Annotated in this window: 18 protein-coding genes and 1 pseudogene; 11 read left to right on the top strand and 8 right to left on the bottom strand. The window is 63.4% G+C overall.

The annotated features are described in order from the left end of the window. The first annotated feature begins 49 nt into the window (after positions 1-49). From I6F28_RS25620 to I6F28_RS25610, 3 genes are all read left to right on the top strand, one after another. Positions 50-565 (top strand): nuclear transport factor 2 family protein, encoded by a 516-nt coding sequence (locus tag I6F28_RS25620; RefSeq protein WP_225141683.1) that lies wholly within the window; start codon positions 50-52, stop codon positions 563-565. A 335-nt stretch (positions 566-900) separates the two neighbouring features. Next, positions 901-2,172, top strand: coding sequence for a DUF2157 domain-containing protein (locus tag I6F28_RS25615; protein ID WP_225141681.1), 1,272 nt, complete (start codon positions 901-903; stop codon positions 2,170-2,172). Then, complete coding sequence (locus tag I6F28_RS25610) at positions 2,169-2,795, top strand: GDYXXLXY domain-containing protein (RefSeq protein WP_225141679.1); 627 nt, start codon at positions 2,169-2,171, stop codon at positions 2,793-2,795. Before I6F28_RS25615 ends, I6F28_RS25610 begins: the two co-directional genes overlap by 4 nt. 81 nt (positions 2,796-2,876) lie before the next feature. On the opposite strand, the gene I6F28_RS25605 is transcribed toward I6F28_RS25610, so the two are convergent. Continuing rightward, a complete protein-coding gene (locus I6F28_RS25605) occupies positions 2,877-3,773 on the bottom strand; it encodes a DUF7947 five-stranded beta-barrel domain-containing protein (RefSeq protein WP_225141677.1) in 897 nt (298 codons plus the stop codon). Between the two features lie 163 nt (positions 3,774-3,936). Here I6F28_RS25605 and I6F28_RS25600 point away from each other — a divergent pair, with 163 nt between their 5' ends. The 5 genes from I6F28_RS25600 to I6F28_RS25580 all read left to right on the top strand — a co-directional run bounded on the left by I6F28_RS25600 (position 3,937) and on the right by I6F28_RS25580 (position 11,055). Next, a complete protein-coding gene (locus I6F28_RS25600; RefSeq protein WP_225141675.1) occupies positions 3,937-4,413 on the top strand; it encodes a type IIL restriction-modification enzyme MmeI in 477 nt (158 codons plus the stop codon). Then, positions 4,410-7,610, top strand: coding sequence for a class I SAM-dependent DNA methyltransferase (locus I6F28_RS25595; RefSeq protein WP_225141673.1), 3,201 nt, complete (start codon positions 4,410-4,412; stop codon positions 7,608-7,610). Before I6F28_RS25600 ends, I6F28_RS25595 begins: the two co-directional genes overlap by 4 nt. 564 nt (positions 7,611-8,174) lie before the next feature. Next, a complete protein-coding gene (locus I6F28_RS25590; RefSeq protein ID WP_225141671.1) occupies positions 8,175-9,314 on the top strand; it encodes an FAD-dependent oxidoreductase in 1,140 nt (379 codons plus the stop codon). A gap of 423 nt (positions 9,315-9,737) precedes the next feature. After that, complete coding sequence (locus I6F28_RS25585; RefSeq protein ID WP_225141669.1) at positions 9,738-10,598, top strand: DMT family transporter; 861 nt, start codon at positions 9,738-9,740, stop codon at positions 10,596-10,598. A gap of 172 nt (positions 10,599-10,770) precedes the next feature. Continuing rightward, positions 10,771-11,055 carry a hypothetical protein gene (locus I6F28_RS25580; RefSeq protein ID WP_225130809.1) on the top strand — a complete coding sequence of 95 codons (285 nt, stop codon included), beginning with the start codon at positions 10,771-10,773 and terminating at the stop codon, positions 11,053-11,055. Between the two features lie 94 nt (positions 11,056-11,149). On the opposite strand, the pseudogene I6F28_RS25575 reads toward I6F28_RS25580, so the two are convergent. Next, positions 11,150-12,064 (bottom strand): annotated as a pseudogene (locus I6F28_RS25575) (LysR family transcriptional regulator); the annotation flags it as partial. A 96-nt stretch (positions 12,065-12,160) separates the two neighbouring features. On the opposite strand from I6F28_RS25575, the gene I6F28_RS25570 reads away from it, so the two are divergent. After that, positions 12,161-13,015, top strand: coding sequence for an NAD(P)H-dependent oxidoreductase (locus tag I6F28_RS25570; protein WP_225141665.1), 855 nt, complete (start codon positions 12,161-12,163; stop codon positions 13,013-13,015). A gap of 48 nt (positions 13,016-13,063) precedes the next feature. Here the strand turns inward: I6F28_RS25570 and I6F28_RS25565 are convergent, their stop codons facing one another. Beyond that, entirely contained in the window at positions 13,064-14,272 is a 1,209-nt protein-coding gene (locus I6F28_RS25565; protein ID WP_225141663.1) for an EAL domain-containing response regulator, read from the bottom strand. 553 nt (positions 14,273-14,825) lie between these two features. Next, a complete protein-coding gene (locus I6F28_RS25560) occupies positions 14,826-15,989 on the bottom strand; it encodes a hypothetical protein (RefSeq protein ID WP_225141653.1) in 1,164 nt (387 codons plus the stop codon). A gap of 335 nt (positions 15,990-16,324) precedes the next feature. Here I6F28_RS25560 and I6F28_RS25555 point away from each other — a divergent pair, with 335 nt between their 5' ends. Further along, on the top strand, positions 16,325-16,954 hold the full coding sequence (locus I6F28_RS25555) for a helix-turn-helix domain-containing protein (RefSeq protein WP_057026527.1): 630 nt from the start codon (positions 16,325-16,327) through the stop codon (positions 16,952-16,954). Positions 16,955-17,023: 69 nt separating this feature from the next. Here the strand turns inward: I6F28_RS25555 and I6F28_RS25550 are convergent, their stop codons facing one another. The 4 genes from I6F28_RS25550 to I6F28_RS25535 all read right to left on the bottom strand — a co-directional run bounded on the left by I6F28_RS25550 (position 17,024) and on the right by I6F28_RS25535 (position 19,548). Then, positions 17,024-17,272, bottom strand: coding sequence for a hypothetical protein (locus I6F28_RS25550; RefSeq protein ID WP_036024694.1), 249 nt, complete (start codon positions 17,270-17,272; stop codon positions 17,024-17,026). 151 nt (positions 17,273-17,423) lie between these two features. Further along, positions 17,424-17,798, bottom strand: a complete 375-nt coding sequence (locus I6F28_RS25545; RefSeq protein WP_036008515.1) for an Hpt domain-containing protein — start codon at positions 17,796-17,798, stop codon at positions 17,424-17,426. 154 nt (positions 17,799-17,952) lie between these two features. Then, the gene (locus I6F28_RS25540) at positions 17,953-18,651 is read right to left on the bottom strand and encodes a Crp/Fnr family transcriptional regulator (RefSeq protein WP_192893380.1); all 699 of its coding nucleotides are present in this window, start codon (positions 18,649-18,651) and stop codon (positions 17,953-17,955) included. A 186-nt stretch (positions 18,652-18,837) separates the two neighbouring features. Continuing rightward, positions 18,838-19,548 carry a Crp/Fnr family transcriptional regulator gene (locus I6F28_RS25535; RefSeq protein ID WP_225141651.1) on the bottom strand — a complete coding sequence of 237 codons (711 nt, stop codon included), beginning with the start codon at positions 19,546-19,548 and terminating at the stop codon, positions 18,838-18,840. Positions 19,549-19,943: 395 nt separating this feature from the next. On the opposite strand from I6F28_RS25535, the gene I6F28_RS25530 reads away from it, so the two are divergent. Further along, a complete protein-coding gene (locus I6F28_RS25530) occupies positions 19,944-20,366 on the top strand; it encodes a response regulator (RefSeq protein WP_162131166.1) in 423 nt (140 codons plus the stop codon). Positions 20,367-20,895: the final 529 nt, after the last annotated feature.

Raw genomic sequence — 20,895 nt, 5'->3', positions numbered from 1 at the left:
CGCAACACTTCGGGGCAGACGACATCTTGCACCAGAAAGGGAGACACCAATGGCAACCCTGCTTAATCGCGCGCTTGCGTCGTGCGTCTACGCCGTCATCGTGACGGCTTCCACCCTGACGACGGCCGCACCTTGCGGACAGGCCAACTCGATCCAGGACGACAACAAGCGGATCGTCACCGATGCGTTCGATCGCTGGGCGGCCGGAGGAACCACCTTCTTCAATGATCTGCTGCACGACAACGTGGTCTGGCGCATCAAGGGATCCGGTCCAAGCGCCGGCGAGTTCAGAGGGCGCGATGTCTTCATTGATCGCGCGGTCCGCCCGTTCGCCAGCCGGTTGTCGACCCCGGTCCGCCCCACTTCCGTGAGGATCTTCGCTGATGGCGACCACGTCATCGCGCATTGGGAAGGCAGCGGCGTGGCGCGTGACGGCAAGGCTTACGCGAACTCTTACGCGTGGATCCTGCTCATGCAGGACGGCAAGGCGGCGGAGGTCACGGCCTATCTCGACCTCGCACCCTATGACGACGTCCTGCGGCGCATTCCCGCGCCGACGCAATAGGCCGCACATAAGAGTGATGTCGCTTGTGGCCATCCTTCGAGACGCCCGCCGCTGGCGGGCCCTCAGGATGAGGACCGAGTGTGTGGCGCGAGTTTCGGCGGGCTCCGATGCCGCTTAGCCTCATCAGGGTGAGGCGAATGCCCGTTGAAATTGCTGCCGCGGACTCCATCCTCATCCTGAGGAGCCCGGCGCAAGCGGGCGTCTCGAAGGATGGCCGCAGGGAAAAGTCTCGAATGCGATTCACCCTCCTGCGAGCAGGAGCTTGAACCCATCGCCCGTACGATCCGACCTAGCAAGGTCCCGCCATCCGGCGGGCGCCAGGTGATCCCAGGACGATGTTCGACAAAACCTACCGGCAGCGCCTCGAAGCCGATCTTGCGCGATGGGAGGCCGACGGCGTGATTGCGCCGGCGGCGGCAGCCAGCATCCGCAGCGCGCTGCCGCCGCTTCCACCCGGCATCAACATCGCCGCGGTCGTCGCCATCGTCGGCGGCCTGCTGATCGCCGCCGCGTTCCTCGCCTTCGTCGCCGCGCACTGGACCGAGATCGCGCGCCTGGCGCGGTTCGCGATCCTGCTGGCCGGCATGGTGATCGCCGGCGGTCTCGGCGCCTGGTTCGCCGCGAGAGAGCGCACCATTCTCGCCGATCTCTGCGCCAGCGTCGGTGCCATCATCTTCGGCGCCGGCATCGCGCTGGTCGGCCAGATGTACCACCTCGGCGAGGACTTTGCCGGCGGCATGCTGCTGTGGTCGATCGGCGCGTTCGCCACAGCTTTGCTGACCGGCTCGCGCGGTGCGCTAGCGGTCGGTCTCGTCGCCGCCTCGATCTGGACCTGCATGCGGATCACCGATGCGTCCGACGTGCTGCATCTCCCGTTCGTCGCGGTCTGGCTCCTCGCCGCCGCACTCGCCTTCGCCTGGAATTCCCGCATCGCGGCCCACCTCGTCGCGCTGGCGCTGCTGCCGTGGTGGATCGCGACCTCGCTCCGCTTCGAATTCGAGGGCACCCAGCCGTCCTTCGTGCTCGCGAGCGGTGCGGCGCTGCTGTTCGGCGCCGGGCTCGCGATCGCCGCCGCGCCGTCGCCGCGCGCGCTCCGGCTCGGCAGCGTCCTGTCGAGTTACGGCGCGTTTTCACTGGCCATCGCCGCGTTCCTGGAGGTGACGACGGTCGACGATCTCGTCCGCTTCCGCGAAGGATCCATTGCGGGCCAGCCGCTTTGGGCGATCGCGTGCGGAAATGCCGGCGTGATCCTCGCGCTGGCCTCAGCTGCGATCACCCGGCGCGCGGGAGAGCTGCTTGCAGCAGCTGCCATCGCCCTGGTCCTGCTCGCGGCGCCGGTCTGGCCGGCCTCCATGGCCGGCGAATCCTGGCTCGCCTATGCCGCGCTGCTCAGTGCCATGCTGTGTCTCGTCGTCTCCGGCATGCTCGACGACGTGCGACCGCGCATCGTCGCCGGCTGGCTCGGCATCGCCGGGGTCATCGCCGGCATCACCTGGGCGGTGAAGGGATCGCTGCTGCGCCGCTCGGCCTTCCTGGCCGTGGCGGGCATCGCGGCCGTCGCCTTTGCCACCGCGCTCAACCGCATGCTGCCGAGGGCTCAGCGATGAACGAGATGATCGCACCCTTAGCCGCATCTTTGGCCGCGTTCTGGCGGCGCATCCCGAATGCCGTGCTGTTCGGCGTCGCCGTCCTGCTGCAATGTGCGTTGCTGGTCCTGATGGTCGCCGACCGCATGCAGATCCTGCGTAACGGCGTCGAGGTGACCTTGCAGACGCAGCCGGTCGATCCCCGCGATCTCCTGCGCGGCGACTATGTCGTGCTCCGTTACGACATCTCGCAAGTGCCGGCCGGCGCGCTCGCCGGCAAGGTAGCCGACGCGCGCCAACCCATCGTGTTCGTCAAGCTCGCGCCCAGTGCCGGCGGCCTCTATCAGGCGGTCTCGGTGCATGCCGAGCCCGTCGCGGTCACCGCGCCCGAAGTGCTGATCCGCGGCCGCGTCGGCAATTACGGCGGGTCCTGCGGCGACGACCGGCGAAGGTTCTGCGACAACCTGCCGATCAAATATGGCCTGGAAAGCTATTTCGTGCCCGAAGGCGAGGGCAAGAAGCTCGAAGATGCCCGCAACCAGCAGAAGCTGCGCATCGTCGCCGCCGTGCTGCCCTCAGGCCGCGCCGCGATCAAGCGGCTGCTGCTTGAGGGTGAGGCGGTGTATGAGGAGCCGCTGTATTAGGGCAGGGTGACTTTTAGGACTGATCGATTTCCGCGGCGATCGCTCACCTCTCACGCTTGCGAGCGACTCGCGTAGTGGCCTTCAGCGTCCCTGTGTCTTGCCGCGCCTCTTCGGCGCAATTTTAGCGCTAGTGATGAAAAGTCGGTGCAGCCTGCCGTCCTTCATCGTCGGTTGAGCCACAACGCGGAGAACGGCCCCCTCGTCGAGCGCCTTCGTATAGACATTGTGAGGTGCATCGAGAGTGGCGTCGGCGATCTTTCCAGAAACGATCTTGCTTTTTTGGTCTAGTATCTCAATTCGGCAAGCTCCGTTTGTCTTGAAAACGCCTTGGATTTTCACATCGTAGGTGACCGGCTCACCTAGTGTAAGTTGCTCTGGTGAGCGCAGTACTTCGGCGGCTGGCTCGTCGATGAAAGCTGAGCTGCGGCTGCTGCCGATTTGCAGCGACCGCACCGTTCTTCCGACTGGCTCGGGTATCTGTCTTAACGACGCTCTATTCTCCCGATGAAGTTCGTTGATGATCTTCATCAGCGCTGCTTTGTCGCGCATCTGGCCGCGCAGAACCTGCTGGGCAAAATCGTTGTGCGCCATCGCCAGCTCGTGAATCTTATCGACAGCGTTGTTGGTATCCTTCTTTTTCCCAAGGGCCTTCTCGATTACAGCGCCCACCAAAAGCTCAGTAAGCTTCTTTCCGACGGTCAATAAGATTGGGGTATAGAGCGGCATCTGGCCGGAAGTAACGACGGCGAATATCTCCTGGACGAGACCATTCTCCTTGCTGGGCCCCACGCAAAATCGGATTTGGTATGACCGCGGATCATGGGTGATCTCTTCGTGAAATATCTCGTGACAAACGCTGTTAGCGAGCTTAGTCACCCCAATCAGCGATTTGCCGAATTGTTGCGCGTCAACGAGATGCTGATCCGCGAGAAGACCCCGGTAAGCTACGGGTATCGCGTCGAAGATTGGCCCCTGCATTCTTTGGCATGCCCTCCCGTCGGACAATGATAGTTGCCGTTGCGACTTTCGTCTATCTTGAGATGATTAGACTTTGAGCTGGAGCGAGAATCGCTGCAATGCAGAAGCGGTGCTATTGCTACAGGGACTTTGAGGCGAATCCCTTGGGAGTATGGGGCAACAGGTGATTGATGATGCCAAGCTAGAAGCCTTGATCGCTGCGGCGAGTGCGTCCGGCGGAGCGGAGAGAGCCAACTATCAGCTTTTTATTGAGCGATTGTGCGGTGCGCTCGGTCTTCCTGGCCCCGATCTCGCCAGGGAGGAGAACTCCCTAAATGACTACGTCTTCGAGCGTCGCGTTGACTTCAAGCATCCGGATGGGACCACCACCTCCGGCTTTATAGATTGTTATCGCAAGAACAGCTTCGTGCTCGAAGCAAAGCAATCACGGAAGCGTCAAAAAGCCAGACTCGCGGCTGACCAACTGCTGCTTCTTGGTGAAGACGAACAGCAATTCAAGTCAGGGCATGCTCTGCGTGGGACGCGCGGTTGGGACCAAGTGATGCTTGCTGCTCGCAAGCAGGCAGAGGATTATGCTCGCGCGCTGCTGTTGAGCATGGTTACCCACCATTTCTGCTCGTCGTGGACGTCGGTCATGTGATCGAAGTCTATGCAGACTTCTCCGGCCAAGGGAAGAACTACGCACACTTCCCGGACCGCCAATCCTACCGTATCAGCATGGATAGTTTGCGCGATCCGAGCGTTCAAGCGCGCTTGCAGGCAATCTGGAACGACCCTCGGTCACTCGATCCAACGCGAATTTCAGCAGAGGTCACGAGGGACATTGCCGAGCGTCTCGCCAAGATCGCGAAGCGGTTGGAAGAGAAGTGCGACGCTAAGGACGTGGCGGAGTTCTTGATGCGCTGCCTGTTCACAATGTTCGCAGAGGACGCGAAGCTCATACCCGAGAAGGGGTTTCATAAGCTGCTCGGGCAGATGAGAGACACGCCCAAGCATTTCGTCGCGGCCCTGGAAAGCCTCTGGGCAGTGATGGACCAAGGTGGTTATGCGCCGCACCTCAATGTCACTCTGAAGAAATTCAACGGCTCGCTTTTCAAGAAAAGATCGGCGCTGCCACTGGGCAAGGAGGACATTAACGAACTGTGGATTGCTGCCAGCAAGGACTGGTCGAATGTCGAGCCAGCGATCTTTGGTACGCTGCTTGAGCGCGCATTGAATGCACGTGAACGATCTAAGCTAGGAGCGCACTACACGCCGCGCGCCTATGTGGAGCGCCTCGTGGTGCCAACTATCATCGAACCGCTACGCGCTGACTGGGAGCTTGTTCAGGGGCAAGTAAAGGAATTGCGCGACCAGGGGAATCATCGAGGTGCGTTGGCGACGGTGCTTAGGTTCCATCGCAAGCTGTGCACCACACGTGTGCTGGACCCTGCCTGCGGTACCGGCAACTTCCTTTACGTCAGCCTTGAGTTGATGAAGAAGTTAGAAGGCGAGGTGCTGGAGGCAATCGCCAATCTTGGTGGGCAACCAGACCGATACAGCGATTATCGGGAAGAGGCCGGTAAGGATCTAGTCGGTCAACGACTAGCACGAACTGGGGGACGGTTTACCGTTGATCCTCATCAGTTCTACGGTCTCGAGCTGAATCCTCGGGCTGTAGTGATCGCCGATCTGGTTCTCTGGATCGGTTACCTGAAATGGCAGCTTAAGACGGGAGGGCCGGACACAATTCATGAGCCGGTCCTAGATGTTTACGGCACCATCAAGGAGCAGGATGCCGTCATTACTTACGATCGACAAGAATTGCTGCGCGATGCCAGCGGCCGACCTTTGTCCCGATGGGATGGAATCACGAAGAAGCTGCATCCCATCACCGGAGAGGAAATTCCGGACCCTGACGCCCAGGTGCCGCTCTATAGCTATGCAAATCCAAAACGCGCTCCTTGGCCTGAGGTCGAGTTTATCGTTGGCAATCCGCCCTTCATCGGTGGCAAGGACATGCGTGCGGAGCTTGGTGACGGGTATGCCGAAGCTTGCTGGGCAGCGCGTCCGCATCTTTCCGGGGGAGCCGATTTCGTCTTGCACTTCTGGGACGAGGCTGCGACCCGGCTGTTACGCAAGCCATTACAGGGCCAATTGAATCCATTGCGGCGCTTCGGCTTCATCACAACAAATTCGATCACGCAAACTTTTTCCCGACGCGCGATTGAGCGGAGCATGGCCGCGAAGGAGCCTTTGTCCTTGGTATTCGCTGTGCCCAACCATCCTTGGATGAAGGCATCCGATCGAGCAGCCGTACGGATCGCCATGACCGTTGCGGAGAAGGGAGAGCGGGATGGAGTATTGGCGGAAGTTGTGTCTGAAGCAGGGTTGGGTACCGACACGCCCCAGGTTGGATTGGAGACGCGTGACGGAAAAATTCGTGCCAATCTCACCATAGGAGCAGACCTTGCGTCTGCGAGAGCTCTTCTTGCCAACGACCTATTGTCTAGTCCGGGTGTAAAGCTTCATGGGGCGGGCTTTATCGTCACACCGACGCAGGCAAAAGCGTTAGGACTTGGAACAGTTAGCGGCTTGGAGAGCCACATCCTCAACTATCGCAATGGGCGTGACGTTGCGCAGCGTCCACGCGGCGTAATGGTAATCGACTTATACCCGCTGGAAGCGGAGGAAGTCCGCTCGCGTTTTCCGGCTGTCTATCAACACATACTAGACAATGTGAAACCGGAGCGCGATCACAACAACCGAGCTAGTTACCGCGACCTGTGGTGGATTTTTGGTGAACCGCGACGGGATTTCCGTCCGGCACTAGAAGGTTTGCCGCGATACATCGTGACCGTCGAGACGACCCGTCACAGGACATTTCAATTTCTTGATGCCAGCATCAGGCCCGACAATATGCTTGTTTGCGTCAGTCTCGACACGGCGGAGCACTTGGCTGTTTTGTCGTCGCGGCTGAATGTGGCCTGGGCTATCGCCACGGGCGGGTGGCTCGGGGTGGGTAACGATCCTCGATACTCAAAGTCGAGGACCTTTGATCCATTCCCATTTCCGCTCGCGGTTGATCCGGCACTTTCATCGGCCAATCCGCTGTTTGCCCAACAGGAGCGGCTAAGGGGTCTTGGCGAGCGGCTAGATAGCTTTCGCAAGCAGCGACTAGCTGAGCATTCTTTCTTGACGATGACGGATCTCTACAACGCGCTGGAACGATTGCGTGAACTGGAAAACGGCTGCGCCGTGCCTCCGCTCACTGATGCAGAGCGTGACATGCACCAGGCTGGCCTAATTTCGGTTCTGAAAGAAATTCATGACGATATCGACCGAGCGGTGCTGACCTCCTACGGCTGGGAAGACCTAATCCCGCTGCTGGTCGGTCGGCCCGGTGCAACGCTGCCCTCGCTTCACAAATCGCCAGAGCAAGAGAGGGCAGAGGAAGAACTTCTGACCCGGCTTGTAGCGCTCAATCAAGAGCGAGCGTCTGAAGAGAAACGTGGGTTGGTTCGGTGGTTAAGACCGGAGTATCAGATAGCAAAGCTGGGCGTGAAGGCATCCAAACAGGAGAGCGAACCCGTCGGAATGCTGGACATCGAACTGCCAGACGCGGCCGAGCGACCGAAATGGCCGCCGGACGGTCTGGAACAGCTCAGGTTCGTGCGAGACTTTCTCTTTAAGGCTCCAGCGCCCATTCTGCCAGATGCTATAGCCAGCGGATTGGAGGGAAAGAATACGGCCAAGCGTCGGCAGCGCATCGCGGAGGTCTTGGAAACGCTGGTTGCTACGGGTCTAGCACGGGCTGGCGAGTACGAGGGACAGCGAAGATACTTCTTGCCAAGATAGATCGAAATCAAGACAGGTGCGGGGGCGTGTTGAGGACGGACACTAGGCTCCCTCCTTCGTTAGGTTCTCGCTTCGCCACAGCGGTTGAAGGTTGCTAAAATGGCACAGCGCGACTAGTTCGCTTAGCGTTCGTGCCGACGATAGTTACGGTGACAGTGCACTAAACTCGTGTCCAGTGGCGACGCCGGGTCAAACAAAAGCCGTACCCGCGCCGACCGCGCAATTCCGTTGCGTTCGAGAGGTGGGCGAAGGCCCGCCAATCAGACCTCCTGCAACAATGAAACTATGCTCTTGTTTTGCCCGGTCGGGTCAAAGGCCGTGCGACGTCATTCGTAGTAAGCTGAGACCAAGATCAATCCTAATCTCCAGCGTCCCCAAACGGATTCATCACGCTCGCCCCAGTCCCGCAACACCGCGATCATTGCGCGTCACCAGCGTCAGATTGTGCATCAACGCGGTTGCCGCGAGCAGGCCGTCGTGCCGTAGTCGCCCTCTCGTAGACCTTGTCAACCCGCGAAATCATCACGATGATCAGCGCGTCGTAGCATCGCTCGCGAGGTCTACATGCGGAAATGCGAAGTCGCCGTGCTGGGTCTGGGGCTCATGGGCGGAGCAGCGCTGGGCGCATTGCTGGATGCCGGCGTCGATGCGCTCGGCTTCGACCCTGTCGCAGCAGGTTCGGATCGGGGCTCGTCACATGGTTCATGTCGCATTTTCCGTCGCTTCAATTTCGAAAACCCCAACTACACCAGCCTGAGCGACGAGGCTCATGCCGGCTGGATCCGGCTGCAGAGCGAAAGCGGTCAAACAATTCTGACGGAAACCCCTGTTCTGGAGGCCGGCCGCCCCGGCTCTGCCATGGTGGCGTCCTCGCGCGCGGCCGCGATCGCGAAAGGGCGCGCGGATCCGATGTTGACCGCGGCTCAAGCGAACAAGGAATTTCCGGCTTTCAGCCTGCCCGGCGACTGGGACGTCGTCGTGCAGGACGGTGGCGCGATCCTGCGGACCGAGGTCGTCATGAAACTGATGCGCGCACGCGCTGGCGCGCGCGTGATTCCGGAACACGCGAGCTTCACGCCGCACCACGACGGCGTGTCGATCCGCACGGCCACGCAAGAGTTCTTCGCCGAGCGCGCGATTCTGGCGCTGGGCCCATGGCTCGGTCGCGCACTCCCGCGGCTAGGCGCGCTGCTCAACGTGACCCGACAGGCGGTCGGCTGGTTTGCACCTAGCAGCCCCGATACCGTGGCGCTCGGTCGTTTCCCGATCTTCATTCTGGACCGAGGTCCCAACGACACGGTCTACGGCTTTCCGGACTTCGAAAAGCGCGGCGTCAAAGCTGCGCCTCACAACCACGGGCCCGTGGTCGGCCCCGACGACTGGGGTCCGCACGCCAGCGATGCCGAACTCCGCCCGGTCGGCGAAGCGTTGGCCGCCCTCGTCCCGGGTGCGGCCGGGCCCATCATCGATCGCGACGTTTGCCTCTACACCAACACCGCGCCCGCCGACCGCCGGCTAGACGCGGGCGAGGAATTCATCATTGATCGCTGGCCGGAGTCCCGCCTGATCGTCTGCTCCGCCTGTTCAGGCCATGGTGCGAAATTCGCGCCCGCCATCGGGCAAAGGCTTGCTCGCCTTGCCGCCGATCCGTCCTACCAGGCAGAACCGTTCTTTCAGCTTTCGCGGTATTCTCAATTCGCCTGAGCGGATGCTGGATGTTGCGGTGACAGTGCACGAAACGCGCACCGTCCGGCGGCAGACGCCTTCACGAGGCCCGGAGCCCTCCCTGTCCGACCTCCCGCGATGATGCCACTATGCTCCTGTTTTGCCCGACGAAGCAAATGACGGGAGACGTCAGTCGGAATGGGCCGTACCGCTCGCGGCCAGTTCTCGTCGGCTCGCATGGAGCGCCGGAGAGGCACGTCAAACCACGTTCCGCCGGTTTTTCGGCTCCTGAAACCCCGTCCGACCCGCACCGTTTGCAGCTCCCCACCTAACCCATTGATCTTGCAACCCCCGTCTACTGTGCATGGGGTTGTTTTCGCACCTTTGTTGTTCCATGCCATCACGCGAAGCGTTCAACCGCCGCGGCATCCCATCCGCCGCCCCCCACCAAGCGAGACCAACATGCACTCTTCCGCCAGCGGCTGGGGCAACGGGCTTCTCGGCGTCATCATCTTCAGCGGCTCGCTGCCGGCGACGCGCGTGGCGGTCGGCGGCTTCTCGGCGCTGTTTCTGACCTCGGCGCGCGCAGTCATCGCGGCGCTGATCGGGGCTGTGGTGCTCGGCCTGCTCCGGCAGGCGCGGCCGCAGCGCCGTGATCTCGCCTCGCTCGCCATCGTCGCCATCGGCGTCGTGGTCGGCTTTCCCCTGCTGACGGCGCTCGCGCTCCAGCACATCACGTCCGCGCGCTCCATCGTCTTCATCGGCCTGTTGCCGCTGTCGACCGCGATCTTCGGCGTGCTGCGCGGCGGCGAGCGGCCGCGGCCGCCGTTCTGGCTGTTCGCTTGTCTCGGCAGCGCCACGGTGGCCGGCTTTGCCCTCACCGCTGACGGCGCGGCCTCGCTTCAAGGCGATCTCCTGATGGTCGCCGCGATCGTGCTGTGCGGCCTCGGCTATGCCGAGGGCGCTGCGCTGTCGCGCCGCCTCGGCGGCTGGCAGGTGATCTCCTGGGCGCTGCTGCTCGCGCTGCCCTTGATGCTGGTGCTCGCGGTGCCGACGTGGCCGCCGAGCTGGAGCGGCATCAAGGTGCCCGCCTGGATCGGGCTCGCCTACGTCTCCGTCTTCAGCATGTTCGTCGGCTTCATCTTCTGGTACCGCGGGCTCGCCATCGGCGGCATTGCCCGCGTCGGCCAGCTCCAGCAGCTGCAGCCGTTCTTTGGCCTGGCGCTCGCCGGCCTCCTGCTCGGCGAGCCGGTCGCAGGCAGCATGATCGCCGCGACGGCAATCGTGGTCGCCTGCGTCTTCTTCGCGCGGCGGTTTGCGTGATGCCTCTCGCCTCACACCCGCCACATCACCGTCCGCGTCAATGCGCTTCCTGCGGGGTCGGGGCGATCGACATCTGGCGCCATTGTCATGCGGCCGCCAAACCTTGATCTAGATCAACGCCCGTCCCGGCGCAGTGTCTGCCTTTGCTGCATGAGAAGCGAAGGAGGACGTCATGCGACAGGGAACCAAATTGTGGTTGGCGGGCGCCGTTGTTGCCTGCGCAGCATTGACCTCGGTGCAGTGGTCGGCAGAGGACGGGCTTTCATTCTCGATCCAGAGCGCGGAAGCCCGCGTCGGCCGGCCGGCGACGCCGGCGAGTGTTGCGGGCGTCGCACGTCGAACGACGCGTCGTGCCGTGGTCGGTGGCGCCGCCGTCGGTGCAGCAGCCGCAGGAGCCGCCGTCGTCGCGCCAGCCTGCGTCCGCGTGCTGGTCAACGGCGTCTGGGTCTGCCGCTAGGCCTCACTGCTGCCCCATCACGGTGCGCATCAGCGCGCTCCGTGCGAACTTCTTCAGCGGCATCGGCTTGCCGGACAGAAAGCTCTGATTGAGGCCTTTCGATCCCCGGTAATCGCGCGATCTCTCCGGCGAGGAAATCGATCAGGAGGCGCACGCGCGCAATGCCGGACCGCTCCGGCACGATCAGCATGTTCAGCGGCACCGGCGGCGGCGAATAATCCGGCAGCACGCGTTCGAGGCGGCCGTCGGCGAGCAGGTCGCTGACCAGCCAAAGATGCGCCGGCGCAATGCCGCGGCCGGCTGCGAGCGCCTCACGCGCGGCAAGCCCGTGATCCAGGCGCAGCCGCCCGGTGAAGGGGATCGCATGGCGGCCGCCGCGGCGCCCCTGCAGCACGAGGACATCGCTGCCGGCGATGTTGGACATCCGAACGCCCTCGTGATGAGCGAGGTCTTGCGGGCGCGCGGGCCGGCCACGCGCGGCAAGATAGCCGGGTGCGGCCACCAGCAGCCGCCGCGACTGGCCAAGCGACTTCAGCTTCATCGAGCTTTCGGCGAGCGGCCCCAAACGCAGTGCGACATCGACGCCCTCCCTGACAAGGTCGATCCGCTCGTCGGTCAGGCTGAGATCGACCGACACCTCGGGATAAGTGTCCTGGAAAGCAAAGATCAAGCGGCTGACGTGGAGCACGCCGAACGCCGCGGTGCAGGAGACCCGCACCGTTCCGGCCGGCGCGCCGCGCGTCGAGCGCGCCTCGTCGCCGGCCTGCTCGACCAGACGCAGGATGTGCACGCAGTCGGCGTAGTAATGGCGGCCCTCCTCCGTCACGGTGACCCTGCGCGTGGTCCTGGTGAGCAGCGGCACGCCGACCGCCTGCTCCAGCTCCCGAATGTGCCGCGTCACCGTGGATTGGCCGATCCCGAGCTCGCGCGCGACCGCGGACAGGCTTCCGCGCTCGGCGACGCGCACGAAGCTGCGCATGCGCTCGAGCGTAACCTCCGGCCTATCCATTTTCCGGCACAATCTTATCCATCGGCTACGTCTACCGGATCGCGGGCCACCGCGCTATCTGCCGAGCCACAATCCTCAATCCAACGGTGCCCGAACATGAAAGTGTTGATCGTCTATGCCCATCCTGAACAGCGCTCGCTCAACGGCTCGCTCCGGGATGTCGCCGTCAGAGAGCTCGAGGCGCAGGGGCACGAGGTGCGGGTCTCTGACCTCTATGCCGAAGGCTGGAAGTCCGAGGTCGACCGCGGCGACTTTCCGTCGCTGCCGGTCGATGCGCGTCTCGCGGTCGCCGCGGCATCCAAGCAGGCGTTCGAGGCGGGCACGCTGACTGCCGACGTCAAGGGCGAGATCGAGAAGCTGCTGTGGGCGGACGCTCTGATTCTGCAGTTTCCGCTGTGGTGGTTCAGCATGCCCGCGATCCTCAAGGGCTGGGTCGACCGCGTGTTCGCCTACGGCTTCGGCTATGGTGTCGGCGAGCACAGCGACAAGCGCTGGGGCGACCGTTACGGCGAAGGGACCTTGGCGGGCAAGCGCGCGATGCTGATCGTGACTGCCGGCGGCTGGCAGGACCATTATTCCGCCCGCGGGATCAACGGGCCGATCGACGACCTGCTGTTTCCGATCAATCACGGCATTCTCTATTATCCCGGATATGACGTCCTGCCGCCGTTCGTGGCCTATCAGGCCGACAGGTTCGATGAAGCCGCTTTCGGCGCGACGGCCGAACGCCTGCGCGAGCGGATGAGAACGCTTGCGACAACTTTGCCGATTCCCTATCGGCGCCAGAATGGCGGCGATTACGTCATTCCGAGCATGCAGCTCCGCGCCGGGCTCGAGTCTCCCGGAGCGCGCGGCTTCGCGCTCCACCTCGATCCCGCTGACGAAGGCGGCGCGCCGGGCGAGCTAGGCACGATGCGGTCGACGGCGGATCTCCGCGCGGCAACGGCGTAGTTGCGGGATCGCACGGACGCAGCTCTCAAGGCCCGGGAACGCGCGCGCTCACCCCATCACCGTCCGCGTCAGCGCGCTCCGTGCGAACTTCTTCAGCGGCATCGGCTTGCCGAACAGAAAGCCCTGCACGACATCGAAGCCGATCTCGTTCGCGACAACGAGGTCGGCGCGGCTCTCGACCCCTTGCGCCACCGCGCGCGCACCAAAGGTCTGCGCCAGCTCGACGATGTGACGGCACACCGTGCGCTTCAGCCGATCGCCGCCGCTGCCGGTGACGAACTGCCGGTCGGCCTTCAGCTTGACGAAGGGAATCTTGTCGAGGTCCATCAGCGACGGCCAGTTGGCGCCGAGATTGTCGATCGACAGGCCGATATTGTGCAGGCCGACCTCGCGCGCGACCTCGGCGAGGAAATCGAGCTCGCGGATCGCCTCCTCGCTGTCGATCTCGACCGTCAGTCCGCCGAAGGCCGGATGCGTCGGCACGCGGCGGCAGAGATCGCGCACCGCCTGCGGCTCCCTGAGATAGGAGGCGGGAAGATTGATCGACAGGTCGACCGGACTTTGTTGCTCGAGAAGATAGTGCCAGTCCTGCATGGCGCGATCGATCACGAACTCCGACAGCTCGCGAAAATGCGGATCGTGCGGCTCCGGGATGAAATAGGCCGGCGGCACCACGCCCCAGGTCGGATGCCGCATCCGCACCAAGGCCTCGGCGCCGTTGCGGACCAGCGTGCGCGCGTCGATCTTGGGCTGGTACCAGAGCTCGAGCCAGCCGGCATGCAAGGCCTCGCCGACATGCACGGCCGGGCTCGGCGCCGGCTCCTCCGGCAGCAGCATGGCAACGCGCTCGCGCAGCGTCTCCGCGGCAAAGGGCGTCGTCAGCGGCGGCAGCATGGCAAGGCCATATTCGTCGCCGACCTGCCGCACGGCCTTGACGATGATCGAATCGCGGGCGCCGACGGCGAGAACCTTGCCGGCGAATGCCTCGCGCACCAGGACTTCGAGGAATCGTCCCGGCTCGATGCCGTCGGCGGCGACGCCGAGCAGGATCAGGTCCGGCAATTCGCTCGCGAGCACCGTCTTCAGCTCGTCGGCGCTGGCACATTCGCAGGTGACGAAGCCGAGATCCTCGAGGATCTCGCTGAGGAACGCGCGCAAGTGACGCTTGCTGTCGGCCACGCAGGCGCGCGGCGTCACCTTTCGCCGTCCGAAGGTCACAGGCCTTCGTCCGACGAGTTCAATCATCCCATCGTTCATCGTACACCACTCCCGTTCCGTGACGGTTTCTTAAACGCGGAGCGTGGGTTCAAATAAGGAGAGCTTCACATCGTTCTTGAATTATCTGAGTAACGTTAAGCCCTGCAATTCGAGCTAATTTGTCGACGAAATCTTTGGGCGCACGCGCGCGGTTGTCCCGCGGCGGCGATGAAGCCGGCGCAACGTGAATCGGCGGCGGCTTTCACGCTTGCGTCTTCCCGCGATGCGCGCACCGCCGCCTTTCGCTCGTGACGGTCATGCGACAACGGGTCCGCGCCGGCGGCCGAGAATGTGAAGCACATCACACGCGCGTTGCCGCGCTCGCGCTAAAGCTCCCCCGAGCCGGTGGAGGGCTGTCGAGGATTACAGCTATGTCGATGCGGCGAATGATGTATTGGTGGTTCAGGTTCGTGCTGTCAGGGCGATTCATGGATCGCTTCCTGTGCCTGCCGCGCTAGCCGCGCGGCGCACGGTTTTTCGCGGCCGAACCGGGTCTAGAGCATGATCCGGAAAAGTGTGCAGCGGTTTTCCGGAAAGATCATGCTCAAACGCTTTAGGTTTGCCCGATCAATTTGCGGAACGCCGCCGCACCGTCCTGCATCGCGTCGCGTCCCTTCCAGGCCAGATAGCTCAGCTTGCCACTGAGCGTATCGTGGCTGCGCAGCCGCCGCGAGCCGAGAATGTGGCCGACATTGTCGGGGAAGCGGCTCACCTCGGCGGAGACCAGCGCCGCGATCGCGTCCATCAATTGCTGGAGGCGGACGCCCCATTCGCATTGCTCGATGCCGTCGATCCGGACCTTGAGCGCATATTCGGTGTCGTAGATTTCGGCGAGCAGGTCGCGGGCGATCAGCACCCGGTTGTGCCGGAGTGCGACACGAAGCGCGAGGCGCTTGTCGTCGAGCCGGTCGAGCACCATGGGAACGACGCAGGCATAGGGGGTGGCGGCGACGTCTGCGGCGGCCTTGCTCGCAGCGGCTCGGGTCGCAAGCCGCACCAATTGCCAGGACGTCTTCAGGCGTCGCGCCACCAGCGCCAGCGCGAATGGCAGCGCCTGGGGATGCGCCTTCTTGAAGGCATCGAGCTGCGGGGTGATCTGGGCGACCTGGCCGTCGTCGAACTTCGCGATCTTGTCGGGCAGCTTCGCGTTGAACTTCGGCAGTGCATCGCCGGCGCGCAACACGTGCAGCATCTTCACGACGTCGTCGAAGGCGGTGCGCGAGGCCGTATATTGCCCGAGCTTGGCGCGCGCGGATTCGGCGCTCTCGGGCGAGGCGAGGGTGCTCTCGAGGACCTTGACGACCTTGATCTGGAAGGTCGAGGCGATCTTCTGGACCTCCTTCGGGTTGTTGGCCGCGACCTGGTCGCCGATCGCCTTGATGTAGTCGCGCGCCATGGTCGGCAGCAGGTCGCGGCAGATCCATTCCCAGATCGGGGTGAGGGTATTGCGCGAGATCCGCCCCATGTTGGCATGCTCGGGCGCGCCATCGATCAGCAGCAGCTCGAGCGGCGCGAAGAAATAGCGCGACGGGCTGGTGGCGCGCGCCTGGGTCGATCCGTCCTTGCGGAATTCGGCGCGCAAGCGGGCCTGGATGTCGGCCGAACCCGGCATGTCGATGCCGCACAGCTCGAGCCGTTCGAGCTCGCTGAGCAGACAGCTGCGCGACAGCGGCGTCAGCCTCTGCAGAAATTCCGATAGCCGGTCGATCTCGTCCATGGCACGCAATCTTTCGCAGCGTGTCCCGCGGGCTTGCGGGTCCAATGCGTGGAGGCATTTGCGCGCTCTCAACCTCCCTAGAGAAGCAAGTCGCCGTTAATTAATCCGTAAAATCCGGGGGGTGGATGTCGGAGCAAGGCGTTCGCCGAGGAGCTTTCCCGTTCCCACCCCACGATTTCGGCAGAAAACTCAACCGCTGCATGGTCGCGTGCGGCACCGCGCAAGCACAAATTGTGCCGAAGTCGTCATTTCAGCGTAAAACCGTCTAAATCACCGTAGTCATACGGAGCAAAAAGTTAATCACAGACCCGCCCCGGTTCCGCTAAACGAGTGACATGGGGTCACAGAATGATACGGCCACCGATTCGCGGCCGTCGGCATGGCACGAAAGCAGCGCTGCTTCAGCTGAAGAGCTCGATTTCGCCCGCCTGAGCGCCTTGCGTGCCAAGGCGGCCGACGAAATGGCGGCTGCCATCGCCCGCGAGCTCAATGGCCCCCTGACCGCGCTGCTGCTCTACATGGGCGAGATCAAGCACCACAGCGATCAGCTCGTCCCCGCGACCGGCGATCGCGCCTATTTGCAGCGGGTGGTGGAGAACGCGCTGGCCCAGACCGAGCGCGTTTGCGGCCTGGTCAAGCAGCTCGCCGGCCCGCCCAAGGGCGGCTCCAAGGGCGGCTTGCCCAGCCCGTCCGAAGAAGCGGAATCGAAGGCCGTCCGCGTGCTGCAACCGCCGCGGCCGCCGAGCGCCGATCTGATCGGCCCGTCGGGCCAGAAGCGGCTGACCAGGCGCGAGCGCGAGGTGCTGAGGCTGATCAGCGAAGGCTACTCGAACAAGCAGGGTGCGCTTCGCATGCAGATCAGTCCGCGCACTTTCGAGAGCCATCGCGCCGAGGCGATGCGCAAGCTCGGTGCGCGCAACACCGCGGACCTCGTCCGTGCGGCGCTGCTGCATTCGATCGACTGAGGCCGGGCCCGTCGCCCGCCGTCGGGCGAGACCCGACGCCTAGCTCGAAAGTTGGGAAATCCGTGGCGCTCAGAAATAGTCTTCGGCGAAGGGACGTGCGCGCGAGGTGGGACGCAGCGGCTTGATCTCTTCCTTCGGCGCGCTCGGAATGATCGTGATGGTCCAGCGGGGGGGCATGCTCGATTCCTGCTCCAGCACCGAGCGCACGAAGCCGGTCACGGTCGACTCGCCGGCCTTCACCGTCGCCATCCGGCCGTTGAACTGTGCGATCCGGAAGCGACGAACCTCCTTCTGGTCTGCGGTCTCGTAGGTGAACATGGAAAACCCTCCTGGTTTTCCGGGACTATCGCCAGCTATGATTAGCCATCTGTGAAAATCGCAAACCGTAGAAGTACGGCGGGAATGCACGCGCGAGTAGTTCGGAGCGTTTTCACGCGAAGCAGCGCGACGAGCGCGCATCCCAAGCGAGCTAGCCTTGCGGCTCCTGCGCATGCGCGGCGGCGTAGGCCGCATCCATCAGGTCCAGCAGCGCGCGGAATTCGGTCTCGCCGAGGCTTTCCGCGGTTTTCTCCAGCCGGAGCGCCAGCGCTGCCAGCCTGAGATAGCCGAACGTTCCGGCCGCGCTCTTCAAAGAATGTGCTTCGCGCGCGATCCTGGCGTGGTGCTGCGCAGGCGAGAGCGTTCGGAACGATTCCAGGCGCGCGCAGGTCTCGCTCCAGAACACGTCGCGCACTTCGCCAGCACCGTCCTCGCCGATCTCGCGCACCAGCGCTTCGTACGCGCGCGGCTCGCGCGCGGGTTCGGCATCGATCGCGTTCGCAAGCCCGACGGTGACGTCAAACATGTCTTGCCTGCCCTGATCCCGGTTCGTGTCGCGCGGCACGCCGCCGCGCGAGGCATGTCGCGTTTGTACGGCCTTCGAATTTCAGTTCTGGTAGCAGGATGGCTGGTGTTTGCAGGCCGGCATTAGCCCGCGGTTTACCAAGCGACCGCGGCGTTCAGGGCGGGCCGAGCAGCCGGTCGTACTGGGCCTTCACGGCGGCGTAGCATTCGCACGCCGTCTGGCGCAGCCCGTCCAGGTTGGTGATCTGGATGTGTCCGCGGCTGTAGTGGATGAAATTGGCCTGCTGCAGGGAGTTGGCGACCAGCGACACGCTGTTGCGCCGGGCCCCGATCATCTGAGCCATGGTCTCCTGTGTCAGCAGCAGACGCGACTCGCCCGACATGTCATGCGTGTGCAGCAGGCAGCGCGACAGCCGCGACTCCACCGGATGAGCGGCGTTGCAGCCCGCGGTTTGCTGCACCTGGGCGTAGACCGCCAGCCCGTGACGCGCAAGCTGCGTGCGCAGGGCGCTGCTCTGATCGGCGGCCATGCGCAGGCGGTCCAGATCCACCACCGAGGCGGCGCCGGGAACCAGCACGATGGCGGTGTTCAACGCACACGCATCACCCTCGATGGCGAGCGTTCCGAGCAGGCTGCCACGGCCGATCATGGCGACCTGCACATGCTCGCCTTTGGCCAGTTCAACCACCAGCGAGATGACGCCGCGGTGAGGAAAATAGGCGCGCATGAGCGTCTCGCCGGTCTCGACCAGCACCGCCCCGTGGGGCAGATCCACAGTTCGCAGGTGCGGGCGGATCAACTCATAATCGTCTGCCGACAGTGCGGACAGGAAACCGTTGGACGGACGCGCCATGCTTTCCAAAGCTGCCTCCTCCGTACCCTTGCACCTGGGAATCGCACGCCTGCACTCACGCGGTGCGCGGGTAAGTTCCATCATCCTCGCGGCGGGATATATTGGCAATTGAGACAAGTTGTCCGGCCCTGGCGATGCATCGACGCTGCGTGCACGTCGGAACACAGAGATCGCATCGTGCTCCCGTCACGCCACGACTCCCATCAGGCGCAGGTGATGGGCCTTCACCGCCGAATAGCAGCCGCAGGACGTCGCCAGCAGCGCCTTGGGATCGATGATCTCGATCTGGCCGCGGCTGTAGTGAATGATGCCGGCGCGCTGCAGCGCATGCGCGACCAGCGAGATCGCGTTGCGGCGGACGCCGATCATCTGCGCCAGCGCCTCCTGGGTCAGCGGCAGGATTTGGCCGTCGGACAGGTCGTGGGCGCGGAGCAGCCAACGCGCGAGCCGCGCCTCGACCGGATGCAGCGTATTGCAGAGCAGCGATTGCTGCACATGCGCGAGCATGACCTGCTCGTGGCGGACCATCAGCTTGCGGAGGCGTGCGCTTGCGGTCGCGACCGCGCGGAAAACTCCGATTTCGATCACGGAAGCAGCTCCTGGGAACAGCACAACCGCGTCCATCGGCGAGATGCCGTCGGCAAGGGCCGCACCGGCCCACACGACGCTGTCGCGGCCCAGCATCGCAATTTCGATCGTCTGTCCTTCGGACAGGCTCACCCTGATCGAAACGCATCCACCATGCGGGAGGTAGACATGTTTCGGTGCAGTGCCGATCTCGCCCACGACAGATTTGCTGACCATTTCAACCGTCGCGAGGTGCGGGCGCAGCAGATCGAAATCCGCCGCATCGAGCAGTTGCAGCAGCTGGTTGGGCGGGCGGCCGCTCACGGTCATGCAGGTTAATCCGGCGGGTTCGATGGACGCTGGGCGCGGCGGCCTTCGTCACTCAGTTGCACGGCGCGCAAATACTAATCTGAAGGTTGTGGTGTCGTCCATATACCCGTTAGAGGGCAGACAGCCTGTCTCATTTGCGGCGGAATTAAGTAGCGCACGCTGATTCGTTGACGAGGCGGCCGTCCTGCAACGATTGCGCAGGGAAAAAGCGGCAAGGGGGCCTCAGGAGCCGGAAGGCATTGCAGTCGCGCTGGCCATCGGGCCGGCTCGCGTCGCCTCGACCGCGTCCGCAAAAATGTAAGTTTCATCTCTCATCGAAAGCAAAGGAGAAAGGCGTGCCCCACGGTTCGATTGTTGAATCGCCGGAACGGGAAGCTCAATCCGGGCGAGACGATCTGCGCCATATTCTCGTCGTCGACGATGACCCGATGGTGTGCATGGCCATCGAGGTTTACCTCCAGCGCAACAATTTTCGGGTGACGATCGCCGAGGGTGGTGAAGCCGGACTGCGCGCCCTCGAGCACAAGCAATTCGATCTGATGATCATCGACATCTTCATGCCGCACATGCGCGGGTTCGAATCGATCCGGATTTTCCACGACCGGGCTCCGGTCATTCCGCTGATCGCGATGTCCGGCTACGCCTTCGCGAATTTGGACTCGCCCGCGCCGGACTTCCTGCGGATGGCGCTGGAGCTCGGCGCCGCGCGCTGTCTGCGCAAGCCGTTCACGCCGCACGCGCTGCTCGCCGCCATCAACGATTGCCTGGCAGAGCCTCGCCCCCGCTCCGACATTGCCACGGCCGTGCAGCTCGGTTAGCGCGACACGAGCCGCTTTCCCCGCGGGGTAATGCTTCGTTTACCTCGAGCGTGGACCGCCTAGATCCGGCAACGCCCAAGCACTCGCGCGACGAGGGCGCGGCCGGCTTGCCTCGACCGCCTCTATCGTTCTTCACGAGCAGGACTTTCTCGCACGCCGCGTCGCGCGATTAGTGGCTCGTTCACCGCGCGGCTCCCGCCGTTGCGGCGCGGGGATGGTTTTGCCGAAAAGCGCTGCAACACGCGGCAGAACCGCAAACTTCTCTTCAAAATCCGTAGTAGCACGGAGGATGAAATTAACGGGACTGTGAAAGGGGATGTCTAACGATCCAAAATAGGGCGTGCGTCCGTGCCAAGGGTGGCTCGGATGTCGCGTTTGCGGCCCGGGTCAGTAAGGCGTAGCTCATGGATGATCTGTTGCGGGAGTTTCTGACGGAGACCAGCGAGAGCCTGGACACCGTGGACAATCAGCTGGTGAAGTTCGAGCAGGAGCCGAACAACGCCAAGATCCTGGATAACATCTTCCGCCT

This window comes from Bradyrhizobium sp. NBAIM14 (assembly GCF_020193895.1).
Lineage (GTDB): Bacteria > Pseudomonadota > Alphaproteobacteria > Rhizobiales > Xanthobacteraceae > Bradyrhizobium > Bradyrhizobium yuanmingense.
The sequence above is the reverse complement of the archived record's forward strand: the minus strand, read 5'-3'. Positions and strand labels throughout refer to the sequence as shown.

Excerpts from the sequence above, each read along its gene's own strand:
- I6F28_RS25620 (WP_225141683.1), top strand. The coding sequence starts at position 50 with ATGGCAACCCTGCTTAATCGCGCGCTTGCGTCGTGCGTCTACGCCGTC.
- I6F28_RS25615 (WP_225141681.1), top strand. The coding sequence starts at position 901 with ATGTTCGACAAAACCTACCGGCAGCGCCTCGAAGCCGATCTTGCGCGA.
- I6F28_RS25610 (WP_225141679.1), top strand. The coding sequence starts at position 2,169 with ATGAACGAGATGATCGCACCCTTAGCCGCATCTTTGGCCGCGTTCTGG.
- I6F28_RS25605 (WP_225141677.1), bottom strand. The coding sequence starts at position 3,773 with ATGCAGGGGCCAATCTTCGACGCGATACCCGTAGCTTACCGGGGTCTT.
- I6F28_RS25590 (WP_225141671.1), top strand. The coding sequence starts at position 8,175 with ATGCGGAAATGCGAAGTCGCCGTGCTGGGTCTGGGGCTCATGGGCGGA.
- I6F28_RS25585 (WP_225141669.1), top strand. The coding sequence starts at position 9,738 with ATGCACTCTTCCGCCAGCGGCTGGGGCAACGGGCTTCTCGGCGTCATC.
- I6F28_RS25580 (WP_225130809.1), top strand. The coding sequence starts at position 10,771 with ATGCGACAGGGAACCAAATTGTGGTTGGCGGGCGCCGTTGTTGCCTGC.
- I6F28_RS25570 (WP_225141665.1), top strand. The coding sequence starts at position 12,161 with ATGAAAGTGTTGATCGTCTATGCCCATCCTGAACAGCGCTCGCTCAAC.
- I6F28_RS25565 (WP_225141663.1), bottom strand. The coding sequence starts at position 14,272 with ATGAACGATGGGATGATTGAACTCGTCGGACGAAGGCCTGTGACCTTC.
- I6F28_RS25560 (WP_225141653.1), bottom strand. The coding sequence starts at position 15,989 with ATGGACGAGATCGACCGGCTATCGGAATTTCTGCAGAGGCTGACGCCG.
- I6F28_RS25555 (WP_057026527.1), top strand. The coding sequence starts at position 16,325 with ATGGGGTCACAGAATGATACGGCCACCGATTCGCGGCCGTCGGCATGG.
- I6F28_RS25550 (WP_036024694.1), bottom strand. The coding sequence starts at position 17,272 with ATGTTCACCTACGAGACCGCAGACCAGAAGGAGGTTCGTCGCTTCCGG.
- I6F28_RS25545 (WP_036008515.1), bottom strand. The coding sequence starts at position 17,798 with ATGTTTGACGTCACCGTCGGGCTTGCGAACGCGATCGATGCCGAACCC.
- I6F28_RS25540 (WP_192893380.1), bottom strand. The coding sequence starts at position 18,651 with ATGGCGCGTCCGTCCAACGGTTTCCTGTCCGCACTGTCGGCAGACGAT.
- I6F28_RS25535 (WP_225141651.1), bottom strand. The coding sequence starts at position 19,548 with ATGACCGTGAGCGGCCGCCCGCCCAACCAGCTGCTGCAACTGCTCGAT.